A 17,174-nucleotide genomic window follows, 5' to 3' on the forward strand; every position below is an offset into this window, starting at 1 on the left:
GAGGATGCCCTTGCCGCCCACGAGCGCGTTCGCGGGGCATCCGATAGCCAAAAGGAGCGTGGATGTTCGCTTACATCCTCAGACGCCTTGTGCAGGTGATCCCCGTGTTCTTCGGGTCCACCATGCTCATCTACTTCCTCGTGTTCGCCATGCCCGGCGACCCGATCCTCGCGCTGTTCGGCGACAAGACGCCCAACCCCGCGCTGCTGGCCTCGCTGCAGGCCCAGTACCACCTGGACCAGCCCTTCATCGTCCAGTACTTCTACTACATCGTCGGAATCTTCCAAGGGAACATGGGCGTGACCTTCTCGGGTCAGTCGGTCAATGACGTCCTCGCCCGGACGCTTCCCGTCACCGGCCGTCTCGCCATCATGGCGATCGCGATCGAGTTCATCCTGTCGATCATCATCGGCACGATCTCGGCGCTGCGAAAGGGCGGCGTCTTCGACAACGTGTCCCTGATCATCTCGCTGATCTTCGTCGCGATGCCCATCTTCGTGCTCTGCTTCCTGGCCCAGTACTTCCTGGCGATCCAGCTCGGCTGGTTCCGGCCGACGGTCGGCGCGCAGAACGACTGGGGGGACCTCTGGCTCCCGGCGATAGTGCTCGGCGTGAGCCTCTACGCGACGAGCATGCGGCTCATGCGCGGCTCCGTGATCGACACGCTCAACATGGACTGGGTGCGCACTGCCTACAGCAAGGGACTCTCGCGACGTCGCGTCATCCCGACCCACGTGCTGCGCAACTCGCTCATCCCGGTCATCACGAACTCGGCTACGAACTTCGGCGTCCTCCTCGTCGGTGCCACGGTGACCGAGGCCATCTTCAACATCCCCGGCGTGGGCAACACCCTCTTCCAGGCGACGCTCCGCCACGAGGGCCCGACGATCGTCTCGTTCGTGACGGTGTTCGTCATCATCTACGTCCTCGTCAACCTGGTCGTCGATCTCTTCTACGGCCTGCTCGACCCAAGGATCCGCTATGTCAAGTGACTCGACTCCCGTGACGCATTACGTCGCGCCGGTCAAGGAAGAAATCCTCGGCGTCGACGTCGTCAAGGTCAAGGCCAAGCCGACGAGCATGTGGAGCGACGCCTGGCGCGATCTCCGCAAGCGCCCGACGTTCTGGCTCGCCCTGCTCGTGGTGTTCATCGTGGTGCTCATGGCCGTGTGGCCGACCCTGTTCACGCAGGTGCCGCCCAACAGCAACTGCCAGCTTGCGAATTCGAACGCCGGCCCCGAGGCCGGGCATCCGCTCGGCTTCACGTTCCAGGGCTGCGACATCTGGTCGCGCATCGTCTGGGGGTCGCGCACGTCGCTCGCGGTGGGCCTCATCGCGATGGTCATCGGCTCGACGCTCGGCCTCATCATGGGTGCGTTCGCCGGCTTCTACGGCGGGGCGCTCGACTCGGTGCTCTCGCGCATCGGCGACATCTTCTTCTCGATCCCCTACATCCTCGCGGCCGTCGTCGTCATGACGGTGTTCGCCGAGTACCGCAACGTCGTGACGCTCGCCTTCGCGATCGGCGGCTTCGCGTGGGCATCGACGGCGCGCGTCGTGCGCGCCGAAGTGCTCCGCGTGCGGCAGGCCGACTTCGTGACGTCGTCGCGCGCTCTCGGGCGCTCGAAGTTCGGCACCCTGCTGTCGCACGTCGTGCCCAACTCGATCGCGCCGCTGCTGGTCATCTCGACGCTGAGCCTCGCCGGGGCGATCGTCGCGGAGGCCACGCTCGCCTTCCTCGGCGTGGGCCTCGGCAGCAACACGATGTCTTGGGGCAACGACATCAGCCAGGCGCAGCAGTCGCTGCGCGTGGCTCCGATGGCGCTCATCTACCCGTCGATCGCGCTCACCGTCACGGTGCTCGCGTTCATCATCCTGGGCGAGCTCATCCGCGACGCCCTCGACCCGAGAGCGAGGGCGCGCCGATGAGCGACACCCTGCAGACCCCCCTGCTCAGCATCCGCGACCTGCGCGTCGCCTTCGACACGCAGCACGGCAGTCACGAGGTGCTGCACGGCGTGAGCTTCGACGTCATGCCGGGCGAGACGCTCGCGATCGTGGGGGAGTCCGGCTCGGGCAAGTCCACGACGGCGTCGGCCATCGTGAACCTCCTCCCCGGCACGGGCCACGTGACCGCGGGAAGCATCCAGCTGGACGGCCGCGAGCTCACCGAGCTCTCGAAGTCTCAGATGGAGCGTGTGCGCGGTCGGGAGATCGGCTACGTCCCGCAGGACCCGATGTCGAACCTCAACCCGGTGTGGAGCATCGGCTTCCAGGTGAAGGAGGCGATCCGCGCCAACGGCATCGCCTTCAGCAAGAAGGAGGTCGACGCCCGCGCCATCGAGGTGCTCAAGCAGGCAGGTCTCGCCGACGCAGAGCGTCGCATGCACCAGTACCCGCACCAGTTCTCGGGCGGCATGCGCCAGCGCGCGCTCATCGGCATCGGCCTCGCGGCCGACCCGAAGCTCCTGATCGCCGATGAGCCGACCTCCGCGCTCGACGTCACGGTGCAGCGCGTCATCCTCGACCACATGGCCAAGCTGACTCGCGAGAAGGGCACCTCGGTGCTGCTCATCACGCACGACTTGGGCCTGGCCGCCGAGCGCGCCGAGAAGATCGTCGTGATGCAGAACGGCGACATCGTCGAGGCCGGCCCGAGCCGCGCCATCCTCGAGAACCCGCAGCACCCGTATACGCAGCGGCTCGTCTCGGCGGCGCCCAGCCTGGCGTCCAAGCGGATCCAGGCGAGCGTCGAGCGCCGCGGCATCGAGACGACCGAGGACCTTGCGGACGTCCCGCCCGTCGTGCGGGTGAGCGACCTCACGAAGGTCTACTCGATCCGGCAGGGCGGCTTCCGCAGCGTTCCCTTCACGGCCGTCGACGCGGTGTCGTTCGACATCCCGAAGGGCAAGACGCTCGCGCTCGTGGGCGAGTCGGGCTCGGGCAAGTCGACCGTCGCGAAGATGCTCCTGATGCTCGAGCCGCCGACATCGGGAACCGTCGAGATCGACGGCAAGGACGTGGCCGGCGCCAAGCGCAAGGAGCAGTTCGCGCTCCGCCGCCGCATGCAGCCGGTCTTCCAGGACCCGTACGGCTCGCTGGACCCGCAGCGCAACATCGGCAACACGATCGCCGAGCCGCTCGAGATCCACCGCATCGGCGACGCGAAGTCGCGGACCGCACGGGTCAAGGAGCTGCTCGACCAGGTGTCGCTGCCCGAAGCACTCATCACGCGGTACCCGAACGAGCTGTCGGGCGGCCAGCGTCAGCGCGTCGCCATCGCCCGCGCCCTCGCGCTCAAGCCCGACATCGTCGTGCTCGACGAGGCCGTCTCGGCTCTCGACGTGCTCGTGCAGGACCAGGTCCTGCAGCTGCTCGCGAGCCTGCAGGAGGAGCTCGGGCTGACGTACCTGTTCATCACCCACGACCTCGCCGTCGTGCGCGTCGTGTCCGACATGGTCTGCGTCATGCAGCAGGGCAAGATCGTCGAGCAGGGAACTGTCGACGAGATCTTCGCGAACCCGTCCGAGGCGTACACCGAGCGACTGCTGGCCGCCATCCCGGGTGCGTCGATCCCGCTGGGCCGAGGCGCCTGACATCCGTCTGGGACGCCGGCGCTCGCGCCGGCGTCCCGCACGGAACACCCGCCATGACCGGACCTCAGCCGTCCTCGAGACGCGTCTTCCGCACGACGTCGAGCATGATCGCCGTCATCGCCGCGGCGCTCCTCGGCATCGCGCTGCTCGTGGACGTCGTCCTGCGCTCCGGCTGGCTCGACCTCGTCCTCATCGCGCCGTGGGTCCTGCTCGCGGTGTGGGCGACGTACGTCATCTTCGCGGCGTCGTACGTCGCGATCGACGATGACGGCGCGACCGTGCAGAACCTCCTGCGAGTGCACCGGATGCCGTGGCCTCACGTGACCTCGATCGATCTGAAGTGGCAGCTGGAGTTCCGCCTCGACGACGGCGGAGTCATCGCGTGCTTCGGCGGAATCGTGGGTGGCGCCGCGCGCGCCCGCGCGGCGCGGCGCGCGTCGGGCGGCCGCGGAGCCGAGATGCCGGCATCCCTCGACTTCGAGGCCGTGCAGGACCGCTGGGAAGCGGGTCGCGACCGGCCCTCGAGCGAGGTGGTCCGCCATACATGGGACTTCCGCGCGCTCATCGCGTTCGGGGTCCTCGTGGCGTGGTGCCTCTGGGCGGTGTTCGCCGCGGGCTGACCGCCGGACGACCACCACCCGCCGAGCCCTGCTCTCGGGGGTCTTTCGGCCGCCTGCGATAGGCTGGAGGGGCCGGTTCTCTCGATCTGCTCGGGACCCGATGTCTTCTTCCCCTCTTTCGCAAGGACCACCCTCATGGCGCACGCCCTCCGGCCGGATCTCCGCAACGTCGCGATCGTCGCGCACGTCGACCACGGCAAGACCACCCTCGTCGACGCCATGCTCCGTCAGACGGGCTCGTTCGGCGAGCACGCACACGTCGAAGAGCGCGCGATGGACTCGAACGACCTCGAGCGTGAGAAGGGCATCACGATCCTCGCCAAGAACACGGCGATCACGTACAACGGCGAACACACCGACCAGCCCGTCACGATCAACGTCATCGACACCCCGGGCCACGCGGACTTCGGCGGCGAGGTCGAGCGCGGGCTGTCGATGGTCGACGGCGTCGTGCTGCTCGTCGACGCGAGTGAGGGCCCGCTCCCGCAGACCCGCTTCGTCCTGCGCAAGGCGCTCGAGGCCAAGCTCCCCGTCATCCTCCTCGTCAACAAGACCGACCGTCCCGATGCGCGCATCGCCGAGGTCGAGGAGGAGAGCCACGACCTGCTGCTCGGCCTCGCGTCCGACCTCCACGAGGACGTCCCCGACCTCGACGTCGACGCGCTCTTGGACGTGCCCGTCGTGTATGCGAGCGGTCGTGCGGGAGCAGCATCCCGCAACCGTCCCGCCAACGGCGACCTGCCCGACAACGACGACCTCGAGCCGCTCTTCGCCGCGATCCTCGAGCACGTCCCGGCGCCGACCTACGACGACGAGGCGCCGCTGCAGGCGTGGGTCACGAACCTCGACTCGAGCCCGTTCCTCGGCCGCCTCGCGCTGCTTCGCGTCTTCAACGGCACGCTCAAGAAGGGCCAGACGGTCGCGTGGGTGCGCCACGACGGCTCGCACTCCAACGCCCGCATCACGGAGCTCCTGAAGACCCGCGCCCTCGAGCGCTACCCGGCGGAGTCCGCCGGTCCCGGCGACATCGTCGCCATCGCCGGCATCGAGGAGATCACGATCGGCGAGACGATCGCCGACCCCGAAGACGTGCGCCCGCTGCCGGCCATCCACGTCGACGACCCGGCGATCTCGATGACGATCGGCACCAACACGTCGCCGCTCGTCGGCAAGGTCAAGGGCCACAAGCTCACGGCCCGCATGGTCAAGGACCGGCTGGACCGCGAGCTCGTCGGCAACGTCTCGCTCAAGGTCGTCGACATCGGCCGCCCCGACGCGTGGGAGGTCCAGGGCCGCGGCGAGCTCGCCCTCGCGATCCTCGTCGAGAACATGCGCCGCGAGGGCTTCGAGCTCACGGTCGGCAAGCCGCAGGTCGTCACGCGCAAGGGCGAGAACGGCCAGGTGCAGGAGCCCTTCGAGCACCTCACGATCGACGCCCCCGAGGAGTACCTCGGCGCCATCACGCAGCTCATGGCCGGCCGCAAGGGCCGCATGGACACGATGGTGAACCACGGCACCGGCTGGGTGCGCATGGAGTTCATCGTCCCGTCGCGCGGTCTGATCGGCTTCCGCACCGAGTTCCTGTCCACCACGCGCGGCACCGGCATCGCGAACGCCATCTCGCACGGCTACGACGACTGGGCCGGCCACATCGTCGCGCGCCAGAACGGCTCCATCGTCGCCGACCGCGCGGGCGTCGCGACGCCGTTCGCCATGATGGCGCTCCAGGAGCGCATGAGCTTCTTCGTGCAGCCCACGGAAGAGGTCTACGAGGGCATGGTCGTGGGCGAGAACACCCGCGCCGACGACATGGACGTCAACATCACCAAGGAGAAGAAGCTCACCAACATGCGCTCGTCGACCGCTGACGAGCTCGAGCGCCTGACCCCGCCGCGCCAGCTCTCCCTCGAGGAGAGCCTGGAGTTCGCCCGCGACGACGAATGCGTCGAGGTGACGCCCGACAAGGTGCGCATCCGCAAGGTGATCCTCGACGCGACCGAGCGCGGCCGCGCCGCCTCGCGCCTCAAGCGCCAGGACGCCAACGCGTAACCTCGGCGCACGACGCCGAAGACGCACGAATGACGGCGGGATCCAGCATCCCGCCGTCATTCGCGCATTCCCGGTCGCACGCGGCCGCGCTTCGGCGCCCTGGCAGTCATCGGGCCACTGATGGCAGGGCGGCACGGATGCTGTCCGCACGCGTCTCGGTAGGCTCGAGCGGGTGAGCCTCTCGCCCCGCTTCGACGACGCGCACGCCGCCGGAGAGGCGCGGCGCGCAGGTCGGCAGGGGCTCGGCGTCGCGCTGGCGACGAGCGCCTACGGCATCTCGTTCGGAGCGCTGGCCGTCGCGGCCGGGCTGGACGTCTGGCAGACGTGCGTCCTGAGCCTCGTCATGTTCACGGGCGGATCGCAGTTCGCGTTCGTCGGGGTCATCGGCGCGGGCGGCCTCGCCGCGGCGCCCGCCGCGATCGCCTCGGCGGGCCTGCTCGGCGTGCGCAACGCCGCCTACGGCATGCGGATGTCGCCGGTCATCGGCTCGGGCTTCTGGAAGCGCGCGGCCGCCGCGCAGTTCACGATCGACGAGTCGACGGCCGTGTCGCTCGCCCAGACGACGCGGCACGCGCGGCTCGTCGGGTTCTGGGTCACGGGACTGGCGATCTACGTCGGCTGGAACATCTCGACCCTCGCCGGCGCCCTCCTCGGGGACGTCCTGGGCGACCCCAAGGCCTACGGGCTGGATGCCGCGGCCGCCGCGGCCTTCCTCGCGCTGCTGTGGCCGCGCCTGCGCCGCCGCCAGGCGATCGCGGTGGGAGCCGCGGCGGCCGTCGTCGCGACGGCGCTGACCCCTGTGCTCATGCCCGGGCTGCCCGTCCTGATCGCCGCCGTCGTCGCGATCGTCGTCGGATGGTTCAACTGGCTGGGCGAGGACGAGGCGCCGCCCTCCGAACCCCTCGACGTCGCTGAGCGGGAGGGGCTGCCGTGACCCTCTGGAATGCCGTGCTCGTGGCCTCCATCGTCTGCGTCGCGCTGAAGACCGTCGGCTACCTCGTGCCGCCGAAGGTGCTCGAGGCGCCGCGGCCCGCACGGATCGCCGACCTCCTCACGGTCGCGCTCCTCGGCGCCCTCGTCGCCGTGCAGTCGCTCGGCGCGGGCCAGGCGATCGTCGTCGACGCGCGCGTTCCCGCCGTTCTCGTGGCCGCGGGGCTGCTCGCGCTGCGCGCGCCGTTCCTCGTCGTGGTCGCCGCGGCGGCAATCGTGGCGGCGCTCCTGCGACTTTGGGGCTGGGCGGCCTGACAGGCGGTCCCGGGTAGAGTCTTCGGGTGCGCTCGACGACCCTTCTCGCCCGGATCGCCACGTGGGTCGTGGCTTTCGCCGTGGGTGCCGTCTACGGCCTCGCCGGCACGATCGCCCACACGTACGCGCTCGGCGGGTTCCCGCTCGGCCTCATCCTCGCGATCGTCGGCAGCGGCGCCCTGCTCCTCGCCGTCCGGCTCCTCACCTCCGACCGGTGGGCGGCCCTCGCGACGGGACTCGGCATGGTCGCCGCGACCCTGGTGTTCTCGGGTCGGGGCCCCGGAGGGTCGGTCATCGTGCCGCAGGCGCCGGAGGGACAGTTCGACCCGGGCATCATCTGGACGATCGCGGTTCCGCTCATGGTCGCGCTCGTCGTCGCATGGCCCGACGTCTCGAGCTTCCGGCGAGAGAACTAGACTGACTCGCGTGACATATGTGATCGCCCTTCCGTGTGTGGATGTCAAGGACCGCGCGTGCATCGACGAGTGCCCGGTGGACTGCATCTACGAGGGTGACCGATCGCTGTACATCCACCCGGACGAGTGCGTGGACTGCGGGGCGTGCGAGCCGGTGTGCCCCGTCGAGGCGATCTACTACGAGGACGACCTGCCCGACGAGTGGCAGGACTACTACAAGGCCAACGTCGAGTTCTTCGACGACATCGGCTCGCCCGGCGGCGCGGCCAAGGTCGGCGTGATCCACAAGGACCACCCGATCATCGCCGCGCTCCCGCCCCAGGACCACTGATCGTGGGGGTCGCCGACCTCGCCGACTACCCCTGGGACGCCGTCGCACCCTATGCCGCGCGCGCCAAGGCGCATCCCGACGGACTCGTCGACCTCTCGATCGGCTCGCCGGTCGACGCGACCCCCGCCGTCATCGCCGACGCCATCGCGCAGGCGACCGACGCCCACGCGTACCCCCAGACCGTCGGCACGCCCGCGCTGCGCGAAGCGGTCGTCGACTGGTACGCGCGGCGGCGCGGCGTTCCGGGCCTGACGCCCGACCAGGTGCTTCCCACGATCGGCTCGAAGGAGCTCGTCGCGCTGCTGCCCCTGCTCCTCGGGCTCGGACCCGGGGACGTGGTCGTGCACCCGCGCGCCGCGTATCCGACCTACGAGGTGGGCGCGCGCCTCATCGGCGCGACGCCGCTCGCGTCCGACGATCCGGGGGAGTGGCCCGCGCAGACGCGCCTCGTCTGGATCAATTCGCCCGGCAACCCCGACGGACGGGTGTGGGATGCCGCGTCCCTCCGCACCGCCGTCGCCCGCGCGCGGGAACTCGGCGCCGTGCTCGCCTCCGACGAGTGCTACGCCGAGCTCGGCTGGGACGCGCCGTGGGACGTCGAGCCCGTTCCGTCGGCGCTCGATCCGCGCGTCGTCGGCACGGATCAGACCGGCGTCCTCTCGGTGTACTCCCTCAGCAAGCAGTCGAACCTCGCCGGCTACCGCGCGGCCTTCCTGGCCGGAGACCCGGCGCTCGTCGCTCGGCTGCTGACGCCTCGCAAGCACCTCGGGCTCATGCTCCCGGCACCCGTCCAGGCCGCCATGACGGCCGCCCTCGCCGACGACGCGCATGTGGCCGCGCAGAAGGAGCGCTACCGCGCGCGGCGCGACATCCTGAGGCCGGCCGTGGAGGCCGCGGGCTTCCGCATCGACCGCAGCGAGGCCGGGCTGTACCTGTGGGCCACAGAGGGCCGGGATGCGTGGGAGAGCCTCGGGCGGCTCGCCGACCTCGGCATCCTCGCGGGACCGGGACACTTCTACGGCACCCACTTCCCCGAGCACGTGCGGTTCTCGCTCACGGCGACCGACGAGCGCGTCGCCGAGGCCGCGCGGCGTCTTGACGGCCGCTGACGCATCAGTACGACGCATCCGTAGCATTCCTCTATCGAATGCCGGGATGCTTTGGCTGTGTCAGCGATAGGCCGCAGCGCCTACTAGGCTGTAACGGCGCGCGGCGGCGGCACCTGCCGCCGTGCAACTGGCTCACAAGGGGCTGATGCAGCCCCGTCGAGCCGACGTTCCCGGGATCGAGAGCAATCGCGAGGAGGCGCCGTGACGGACGCGAGCACGCAGCAGGAGAAGGCCATTCTGACGATCGGCGATCGCACCGCCGAACTCCCGCTGCTGCAGGGCACCGACGGCGTTCCGAGCATCGACATCTCGAGCCTGAGCCGCCAGCTCGGCCACACGACGCTCGACTACGGCTTCGTCAACACCTCGGCCACGAAGTCGGCCATCACGTTCATCGACGGCGACCAGGGCATCCTGCGCTACCGCGGATACCCGATCGAGCAGCTCGCACAGAACAGCACGTACCTCGAGGTGGCGTGGCTGCTCCTCTACGGCGAGCTTCCGACTGCAGACGAGCTCGCGAGCTTCGACGACCGCATCCGCCACCACACGCTCCTCCACGAGGACCTGAAGCGCTTCTTCTCGTCGCTGCCGCACACGGCGCACCCCATGTCGGTGCTCTCGTCGGCGACGGCCGCGCTCTCGACCTACTACGAGGACCAGTCAGACCCGGCCAACCCCGAGCACGTCGAGCTCAACACGATCCGCCTGCTCGCCAAGCTGCCGGTCATCGCGGCGTACGCGCACAAGAAGAGCATCGGCCAGGCCTTCCTGTACCCCGACAACGGTCTCGGGTTCGTCGACAACTTCCTCAAGCTCAACTTCGGCGTCCTCAGCGAGCCGTACGAGATCAACCCGGTCATGACGCGCGCTCTCGAGCGTCTCCTGATCCTGCATGAGGACCACGAGCAGAACGCCTCGACCTCGACCGTGCGGCTCGTGGGCTCGACCGGCGCCAACCAGTTCTCGTCGATCTCGGCGGGCATCAACGCCCTCTACGGTCCGCTCCACGGCGGCGCCAACGAGGCCGTCCTCAACATGCTCGCTCAGATCCGCGACTCGGGCGAGAGCGTCCAGCGCTTCGTCGAGCGGGTCAAGAACAAGGAGGACGGGGTCAAGCTCATGGGCTTCGGCCACCGGGTCTACAAGAACTACGACCCGCGCGCCAAGCTCGTCAAGGAGTCGGCCGACGAGGTGCTCCGCGAGCTCGGCGTCCACGACCCGCTCCTCGACCTGGCGAAGGAGCTCGAAGAGCTCGCCCTGGACGACGACTACTTCCAGGAGCGGCGCCTCTACCCGAACGTCGACTTCTACACGGGCGTCATCTACAAGGCGATGGGCTTCCCGACGCGCATGTTCACGGTGCTCTTCGCGATCGGCCGACTGCCCGGCTGGCTCGCGCACTGGACCGAGATGCAGAAGGACCGCCAGACGAAGATCGGCCGTCCTCAGCAGCTCTACATCGGCGCCGAGCAGCGGGACTACCCGGGCGTCGCCTGATCGGACGCCGGCCTCCGCATGATGAGCCGGGGCATCTCGCGAAGGGATGCTGTCCGCCGCTAGTGTGAGCGCTGGCGACGCTGCTGCCGCCACTTCAAGTGGACGGAGCATTCCATGTGGACCCAGCCGGCTGATCCTCTCGGCATCCTGTGGCTGTCGGCGCTCGTCGCCGTCCTGCCGATCGCGCTCTTCCTGATCCTGCTCGTCGCCTTCAAGATGCAGGGCATCGTCGCGGCGGCCATCGCGGTCGTCGCCGAGATCGTCGTCGCCCTGTGGGCATTCGGGATGCCGGCAGCCAGCGTCGCCGGCGCAGGCTTCTACGGCCTCCTCAACGCCCTCTGGCCGATCGCGTACATCATCGTGATGGCGGTGTGGCTCTATCGCCTCGCCGTCGCGAGCGGGCACTTCGAGGTCGTGCAGGCGTCGATCAGCGGCATCTCCGCCGACCAGCGGATCCAGGTGCTCCTCATCGCCTTCGCGTTCGGCGCGTTCCTCGAGGGGGCCGCGGGCTTCGGCGTGCCCATCGCCATCTGCGCGGCGCTGCTCGTCCAGCTCGGCTTCCGTCCCGTCAAGGCGGCCATGATCTGCCTCGTCGCCAACGTCGCCGCCGGCGCATACGGCGCGATCGGCATCCCGGTCATCGTGGGCGCGAACGTCGGCGGCGTCGACGTCATGGATCTCTCCCGCGCGATGGTCCTCCTGCTGCAGCCGCTGACCTTCTTCGTCCCGTTCCTGCTCGTCGTGATCCTCGACGGCTGGCGAGGCCTGCGCGAGACGTGGTTCGCGGCACTCGTCGCGAGCGTCGCGTTCAGCGCAGTGCAGGGCGGCGCATTGTGGGTGCTCGGACCCGAGCTCGCCGACCTCGGCGCGGGACTGGCGGCGATGGCGGCGATCTTCGTGCTCTGCCGGTTCTGGAAGCCTCGCCGCATCTTCCGGGAGGGCGGCGGCGAGGCGCCCGAGATCGCGCGCTACCCGCTGCGCGAGGTGGCCGTCGCGTGGAGCCCCTTCTACATCCTGACGGCGTTCATCCTGGTGTGGAGCATCCCGTGGTTCAAGGATCTGTTCGCCGAGGGCGGCCCGCTCGCCTGGGCGGTGTTCAAGGTGCCGATCCCGGCCGTCACGGGCGTCGTCGAGACGGCCGAGGGCGTGGTCGTGACCCAGACGTGGGACTTCACGCCGCTGAACGCGACGGGCACCGCCATCTTCCTGGCGGTCATCGTCTCCTTCTTCTCGATGCCGAAGCTGACAGCATCCGATCTGTGGCATGAGCTCGCCGAGACGATCAAGGCGCTCTGGCAGGCGATCGTGCTGATCGTGCTGATCCTCGTGCTCGCGAACATCGCCAACTACTCCGGCGGCTCGGCGACGATCGGGGCGGCCCTTGCCGCCATCGGGCCGCTGTTCCCGCTCGTGGCCCCGATCATCGGCTGGTTCGGCGTCTTCATCACAGGGTCGGTCGTCAACAACAACACGCTGTTCGGGCAGCTGCAGGCTACGACGGCCAAGCACATCGGCGTGTCGCCGACCCTGCTGATCGCGGCGAACACGGCGGGCGGCGCGACCGGGAAGGTCATCTCGCCGCAGTCGATCGCGATCGCGGCGGGCGCCGTGGGTCTGTCCGGGCGAGAATCGGAGATCCTGCGCGCGGCGATCGGCTACAGCATCGGGATGCTGGCCGTCATCTGCCTCTGGACCTTCGCGCTCGCCCAGCTCGTCCCCGCTTGAGCGTGTTCGATCCGGACATCGGATAGTCTTCGAGCGGTCCGCGACGAGGCGGGCCTGAGAGGACCCCCGTGGACATGCTCTTCGCCGGCGCCGGCGGCTTCATGGTCTTGGCCTTCGTGATGTTCGGTGCGTTCTTCATCGCGGTGCTGACCTTCATCGTCGTCGCGATAGTGCGGAACGCGCGCAAGGCGCGGGAGGCCGGCTACGACCCGATGACCATGCAGACAGAGCTCACGGCGAGGGCCATGAGCAGCGAGCTCCTCCAGCCGGCCAAGAGCACGGAGCAGCGGCTCCGCGAGCTCGACGACCTGCGCGCCCGCGGCGTCATCAGCGCGGAGGAGCGCGATCGAGCCCGCGCCGACATCCTTCGCGGCTGACTTCCGACCTCAGGCGTCGGCGGCATCCTCCGCGTCGCGCGCTTCCTCCTCTGCGCGGGCGAGCGCCGCGGCGCGATCGGGTACGTAGTTCTCGAGGTTGCGGGGCGGCCGCTCGTAGCCGCCCGACGGCGGACGCGTGGGGATCTCGACCTCGTCGCGCTCGACGACGGAGTAGGGGATCCGCGAGAGCAGGTGCGACATCATGTTGATCCGGCTGCGGCGCTTGTCGTCCGAGGGGACCTCGAACCACGGCGCCTCGGGGATGTCGGTGTGCACGAACATCGCGTCCTTCGCGCGGGAGTAGTCCTCCCACTTCGTGATCGACAGGACGTCGTTCGGCGAGAGCTTCCACCGGCGCATCGGATCCTCGGCGCGCGACTGGAACCGCCGCTCCTGCTCGACGTCCGACACGCTGAACCAGTACTTCAGGACGATCACGCCGTCCTCCACGAGCATCCGCTCGAAGATGGGCGCCTGGTGCAGGAACCGGTGGTACTCGGCGTTCGTGCAGTAGCCCATGACGCGCTCCACGCCGGCCCGGTTGTACCAGGAGCGGTCCATCAGCACGATCTCACCCGCGGCGGGCAGGTGCGAGATGTAGCGCTGGAAGTACCACTGCGAGCGCTCGCGCTCGGTCGGAGCAGGCAGGGCGACGACGCGGGTGACGCGCGGATTGAGGTACTCGGACACTCGCTTGATCGTCGAGCCCTTGCCCGCGGCATCCCGCCCCTCGAAGATCACGACGATGCGCGCTCCGGTCGCCTGGACCCAGGCCTGCATGTCGACCAGGCGGGCCTGGAGGATCTTGAGCTCGCGCTCGTACAGGGATTTCTTCATGCGCACGACCATGAGCGACCTCCTCGTGTTGAGCGGGTGGCCCGATCCTACGCGTGCAGGGCTTCGTTGAGGGTGACCCCGACGCCCGCGCGCCGCACGGCCTCGACGGCGCCGGAGAGCGAGTTGCGGCGGAAGAGCAGTCCGTCACGGCCCGACAGGTCGGCCCCCTTCACGGTCGGACGGGATCCGTCGGCGCGAGGCGGCTCGTCGGCGAGGACGATCTTCGAGCCGGCCGTGACGTAGAGGCCCGCCTCGACGACGCAGTCGTCGCCGAGCGAGATGCCGACGCCCGCGTTGGCGCCGAGGAGCGTGCGGGCCCCGATCGAGACGCGGTGGGCGCCTCCGCCGGAGAGCGTGCCCATGATCGAGGCGCCGCCGCCGATGTCGCTGCCGTCGCCGACGACGACGCCCTGAGAGATGCGTCCCTCGACCATCGACGAGCCGAGCGTGCCTGCGTTGAAGTTGACGAAGCCCTCGTGCATGACGGTCGTGCCGGGGGAGAGGTACGCCCCGAGACGCACCCGCGAGGCATCCGCGATCCGGACGCCGGGCGGCGTGACGTAGTCCAGCAGCCGCGGGAACTTGTCAAGACCCTGCACCTGGATGCCGTCGCGCTGCAGGAAGGGCCGCAGGCGGGTGAGGTCGTCGGGGTGGATGGGGCCGGCGCTCGTCCACGCGACATTGGGCAGGTGGGCGAAGATCCCCGTGAGATCGACCTCGTTGGGCGCGACGATGCGGTGCGACAGCGCGTGCAGACGCAGGTAGGCGTCCGGCGTCGAGGCGGGCGGGACGTCGAGGTCGACCTCGAGGATGACGACCTCGACCGTGACGGCGCGTCGCGCGTCCGGAACGGCGAGGTGCTCCAGGTCCTCCGGCGGCATGGCGGGATCCAGGCCCAGGGGAATGCGACCCGCCTTGGGCTCGGGGAACCACGTGTCGAGCACGGTTCCGTCCGCCGCTGCCGTCGCGAGGCCCAGACCCCACACCCACCGCTCGTCGCTCATGCATCAACGGTAGCGCGACCGGCGAGGCGGCTCGTGCGAGAGGTCCCCTCGGTAGACTCGGGGGATGCCGGCGCTCGATCTCTCCGCGACCTCCGTCGACCTCACCCGGACGATCTGCGACATCCCGAGCGTGTCGGGCGACGAGGCGGCTCTCGCCGACGCGATCGAGGCGTCCCTGCGCGATCTCCCGCATCTCGACCTCTACCGCGACGGCGACACGATCGTCGCCCGCACCGACCGGGGTCGGGCGCAGCGCGTCGTCATCGCCGGCCACATCGACACCGTGCCGATCAACGGCAACGTCCCCACGCGCGACATCGCGCTGGACGGCCGCCCCCACATCTGGGGCCGCGGCACCGTCGACATGAAGGCCGGCGTCGCGGTGCAGCTCAAGCTCGCCGCCGAGCTCGTCGATCCTCGCGTCGACATCACCTGGATGTGGTACGACCACGAAGAGGTGGATGCCGACCTCAACGGCCTCACGCGTCTGTCCGCGACGAGGCCCGACCTGTTCGCGGGCGACTTCGCGATCCTCGGCGAGCCCTCGAACGGCGAGGTGGAGGGCGGCTGCAACGGCAACCTTCGCGCGATCGTCCGCACGAACGGCGTCCGGTCGCACAGCGCGCGGGCCTGGGTCGGCGAGAACGCGATCCACAAGGCCGCGCCCGTCCTCGCGCGGCTCGCCGAGTACCGGCCCCGCGAGGTCCCCGTGGAGGGGCTCCTCTACCGCGAGGGGCTCAACGCTGTCCGGATCTCCGGGGGAGTCGCGGGCAATGTCATCCCGGACCTCTGCGAGGTCGAGGTCAACTACCGCTTCGCCCCGAGCCGCACGACCGAGGACGCCGCCCGTCACGTCCGCGACGTCTTCGCCGGCTTCGAGGTCGAGGTCGTCGATCTCGCGGCGGGCGCGCGCCCGGGGCTCGATGCGCCGCTCGCGCAGGAATTCGTCGCGGCGGTGGGCGCCGAGCCCCGCCCCAAGTACGGCTGGACCGACGTCGCGCGGTTCTCAGCACTGGGCGTCCCCGCCGTCAACTACGGCCCCGGCGATCCGCACCTCGCGCACCACGATGAGGAGCGCGTCCCGGTCGACCAGATCGAGGGCGTCGAGCGCGGGCTGCGGGCGTGGCTGACGGGCTCCTGACGCCGGAGCCCCGACCCACCATGTGGAAGCGCGCGGCTGCGCTCCCGGTCGCGGTGCGGATCGGCATCCTGTACGTCGTCGCGCGGATCGTGACGACGGGGTTCTTCGCGATCGCCGCCGAGCTCGCGCCGTTCGGCTCGCGCTTCGGCGCCGACGCGACGCCCGCGGCATTCGCCGCGGGGTGGGATGCCTGGTGGTACTGGTTCGTCGTGAACGTCGGCTACCCGGATGCGCTGCCGCTGACGGACACCGGCGAGGTCGCCGAGAACGCCTGGGCGTTCATGCCGCTGTACGCATACATCGCTGCCTGGCTCGGGGCGTTCGTCGGGTCGTGGATCGCCGGCGCGGTCCTGGTGTCGCTCGTCGCAGGCTACCTCGCGTGCCTCGTGCTCTACCGGATCGTCCGGTTGCGCGCGGAGTCCACCGCCGCGATGTGGGCGGTCGTATTCTTCGCAGCCGGGCCCCTCTCCGGGCTGTTCCATGTCGGATACGCCGAGGCACTCTTCCTGCTGTGGCTCTTCCTCGCACTCTGGTGCGTCATGCTGCGCCGCTACGCGTGGCTGTACCTCCTGATCCCGCTCATGGGGTTCACGCGTCCCGGTGTGCTCGCCTTCGCCCTGTTCCTCGCGCTGCACGGCATCCACCGCTGGTTCACCCGCGCGCGCGAACCGCTGCCCGCGCGCGACATCGTCCACATCGTCCTGCTCGGGCTCCTCGCGACGGCCGTCGGCTTCTCCTGGCAGGTCTACGCGGGCCTGAAGACGGGGGATGCCGGCGCCTACCTCGCGACGGAGCTCGCGTGGCGGCGCAACTGGATCGCGGACCCGCCGACGGAGTTCGCCCCGTTCGACGGCTTCCTCCTCGGCGCGAGGTTCTGGGCCGGGCAGTGGGGCATCCCGGAAGTCGCCGGATATGTCGTCCTGGGCGTGATCGTGGCCGGCGTCGCGGCTCTGCTTCTCTTCGAGCCGCACGTGCGGCGGCTGGGAGCGGACCTCCGACTCTGGTCGGCGAGCTACCTCCTGTACCTCCTCGCCGTGTTCTTCCCCCAGTCGAGCCTCTTCCGGCTGCTCGTGCCGCTGTCTCCGCTGTGGGGTGCGGCCGCGATGCCGCGGTCGACCGCGTGGCGGGTCGGCGTGCTCGCCGCGTGCCTCGCGAGCCAATGGTGGTGGATCTACACGATGTATGCCCTCGCAGGCACGGCCTTGTGGACGATTCCCTGAAGCG

The 17,174-nt window shown here is 69.7% G+C and carries 17 protein-coding genes; 15 read left to right on the top strand and 2 right to left on the bottom strand.

The features are described from left to right. Nucleotides 1-62: 62 nt before the first annotated feature. From ABZ477_RS00615 to ABZ477_RS00675, 13 genes are all read left to right on the top strand, one after another. A complete protein-coding gene (locus ABZ477_RS00615; RefSeq protein WP_360126275.1) occupies nucleotides 63-992 on the top strand; it encodes an ABC transporter permease in 930 nt (309 codons plus the stop codon). Next, nucleotides 982-1,929: an ABC transporter permease gene (locus ABZ477_RS00620; RefSeq protein ID WP_360126278.1), complete on the top strand. Its 948-nt coding sequence runs from the start codon at nucleotides 982-984 to the stop codon at nucleotides 1,927-1,929. Before ABZ477_RS00615 ends, ABZ477_RS00620 begins: the two co-directional genes overlap by 11 nt. Next, complete coding sequence (locus tag ABZ477_RS00625; RefSeq protein WP_360126281.1) at nucleotides 1,926-3,596, top strand: ABC transporter ATP-binding protein; 1,671 nt, start codon at nucleotides 1,926-1,928, stop codon at nucleotides 3,594-3,596. Before ABZ477_RS00620 ends, ABZ477_RS00625 begins: the two co-directional genes overlap by 4 nt. Nucleotides 3,597-3,649: 53 nt before the next feature. Then, the gene (locus ABZ477_RS00630; protein WP_360126284.1) at nucleotides 3,650-4,216 is read left to right on the top strand and encodes a PH domain-containing protein; all 567 of its coding nucleotides are present in this window, start codon (nucleotides 3,650-3,652) and stop codon (nucleotides 4,214-4,216) included. Nucleotides 4,217-4,351: 135 nt separating this feature from the next. After that, nucleotides 4,352-6,265 carry a translational GTPase TypA gene (gene typA / locus ABZ477_RS00635; protein ID WP_360126287.1) on the top strand — a complete coding sequence of 638 codons (1,914 nt, stop codon included), beginning with the start codon at nucleotides 4,352-4,354 and terminating at the stop codon, nucleotides 6,263-6,265. A gap of 172 nt (nucleotides 6,266-6,437) precedes the next feature. Continuing rightward, on the top strand, nucleotides 6,438-7,199 hold the full coding sequence (locus ABZ477_RS00640; protein ID WP_360126290.1) for an AzlC family ABC transporter permease: 762 nt from the start codon (nucleotides 6,438-6,440) through the stop codon (nucleotides 7,197-7,199). Continuing rightward, complete coding sequence (locus ABZ477_RS00645; protein ID WP_360126293.1) at nucleotides 7,196-7,510, top strand: AzlD domain-containing protein; 315 nt, start codon at nucleotides 7,196-7,198, stop codon at nucleotides 7,508-7,510. Before ABZ477_RS00640 ends, ABZ477_RS00645 begins: the two co-directional genes overlap by 4 nt. A 26-nt stretch (nucleotides 7,511-7,536) precedes the next feature. Beyond that, nucleotides 7,537-7,926, top strand: a complete 390-nt coding sequence (locus ABZ477_RS00650; RefSeq protein WP_360126296.1) for a histidinol dehydrogenase — start codon at nucleotides 7,537-7,539, stop codon at nucleotides 7,924-7,926. Between the two features lie 10 nt (nucleotides 7,927-7,936). Beyond that, entirely contained in the window at nucleotides 7,937-8,257 is a 321-nt protein-coding gene (fdxA, locus tag ABZ477_RS00655; RefSeq protein ID WP_360126299.1) for a ferredoxin, read from the top strand. Between the two features lie 2 nt (nucleotides 8,258-8,259). Further along, a complete protein-coding gene (dapC, locus tag ABZ477_RS00660) occupies nucleotides 8,260-9,366 on the top strand; it encodes a succinyldiaminopimelate transaminase (protein WP_360126302.1) in 1,107 nt (368 codons plus the stop codon). A 201-nt stretch (nucleotides 9,367-9,567) separates the two neighbouring features. Beyond that, nucleotides 9,568-10,866, top strand: coding sequence for a citrate synthase (locus ABZ477_RS00665; RefSeq protein ID WP_360126305.1), 1,299 nt, complete (start codon nucleotides 9,568-9,570; stop codon nucleotides 10,864-10,866). 114 nt (nucleotides 10,867-10,980) lie between these two features. Then, nucleotides 10,981-12,591, top strand: coding sequence for an L-lactate permease (locus ABZ477_RS00670; RefSeq protein WP_360126308.1), 1,611 nt, complete (start codon nucleotides 10,981-10,983; stop codon nucleotides 12,589-12,591). A gap of 68 nt (nucleotides 12,592-12,659) precedes the next feature. Then, on the top strand, nucleotides 12,660-12,968 hold the full coding sequence (locus tag ABZ477_RS00675; RefSeq protein ID WP_360126311.1) for an SHOCT domain-containing protein: 309 nt from the start codon (nucleotides 12,660-12,662) through the stop codon (nucleotides 12,966-12,968). Nucleotides 12,969-12,977: 9 nt separating this feature from the next. Here the strand turns inward: ABZ477_RS00675 and ppk2 are convergent, their stop codons facing one another. Then, the gene (gene ppk2 / locus ABZ477_RS00680; protein WP_360126314.1) at nucleotides 12,978-13,805 is read right to left on the bottom strand and encodes a polyphosphate kinase 2; all 828 of its coding nucleotides are present in this window, start codon (nucleotides 13,803-13,805) and stop codon (nucleotides 12,978-12,980) included. 47 nt (nucleotides 13,806-13,852) lie between these two features. Beyond that, nucleotides 13,853-14,809 (bottom strand): 2,3,4,5-tetrahydropyridine-2,6-dicarboxylate N-succinyltransferase, encoded by a 957-nt coding sequence (gene dapD, locus ABZ477_RS00685; RefSeq protein ID WP_360126317.1) that lies wholly within the window; start codon nucleotides 14,807-14,809, stop codon nucleotides 13,853-13,855. Between the two features lie 64 nt (nucleotides 14,810-14,873). On the opposite strand from dapD, the gene dapE reads away from it, so the two are divergent. Together dapE and ABZ477_RS00695 are read left to right on the top strand one after the other, a co-directional pair. Further along, nucleotides 14,874-15,950, top strand: coding sequence for a succinyl-diaminopimelate desuccinylase (dapE, locus tag ABZ477_RS00690; protein WP_360126320.1), 1,077 nt, complete (start codon nucleotides 14,874-14,876; stop codon nucleotides 15,948-15,950). Continuing rightward, nucleotides 15,932-17,170 carry a hypothetical protein gene (locus ABZ477_RS00695; protein ID WP_360126323.1) on the top strand — a complete coding sequence of 413 codons (1,239 nt, stop codon included), beginning with the start codon at nucleotides 15,932-15,934 and terminating at the stop codon, nucleotides 17,168-17,170. The genes dapE and ABZ477_RS00695 overlap by 19 nt, the downstream gene beginning before the upstream one ends. Nucleotides 17,171-17,174: the final 4 nt, after the last annotated feature.

The sequence above is a fragment of the Microbacterium sp. NPDC019599 genome (assembly GCF_040632175.1).
GTDB lineage: Bacteria > Actinomycetota > Actinomycetes > Actinomycetales > Microbacteriaceae > Microbacterium.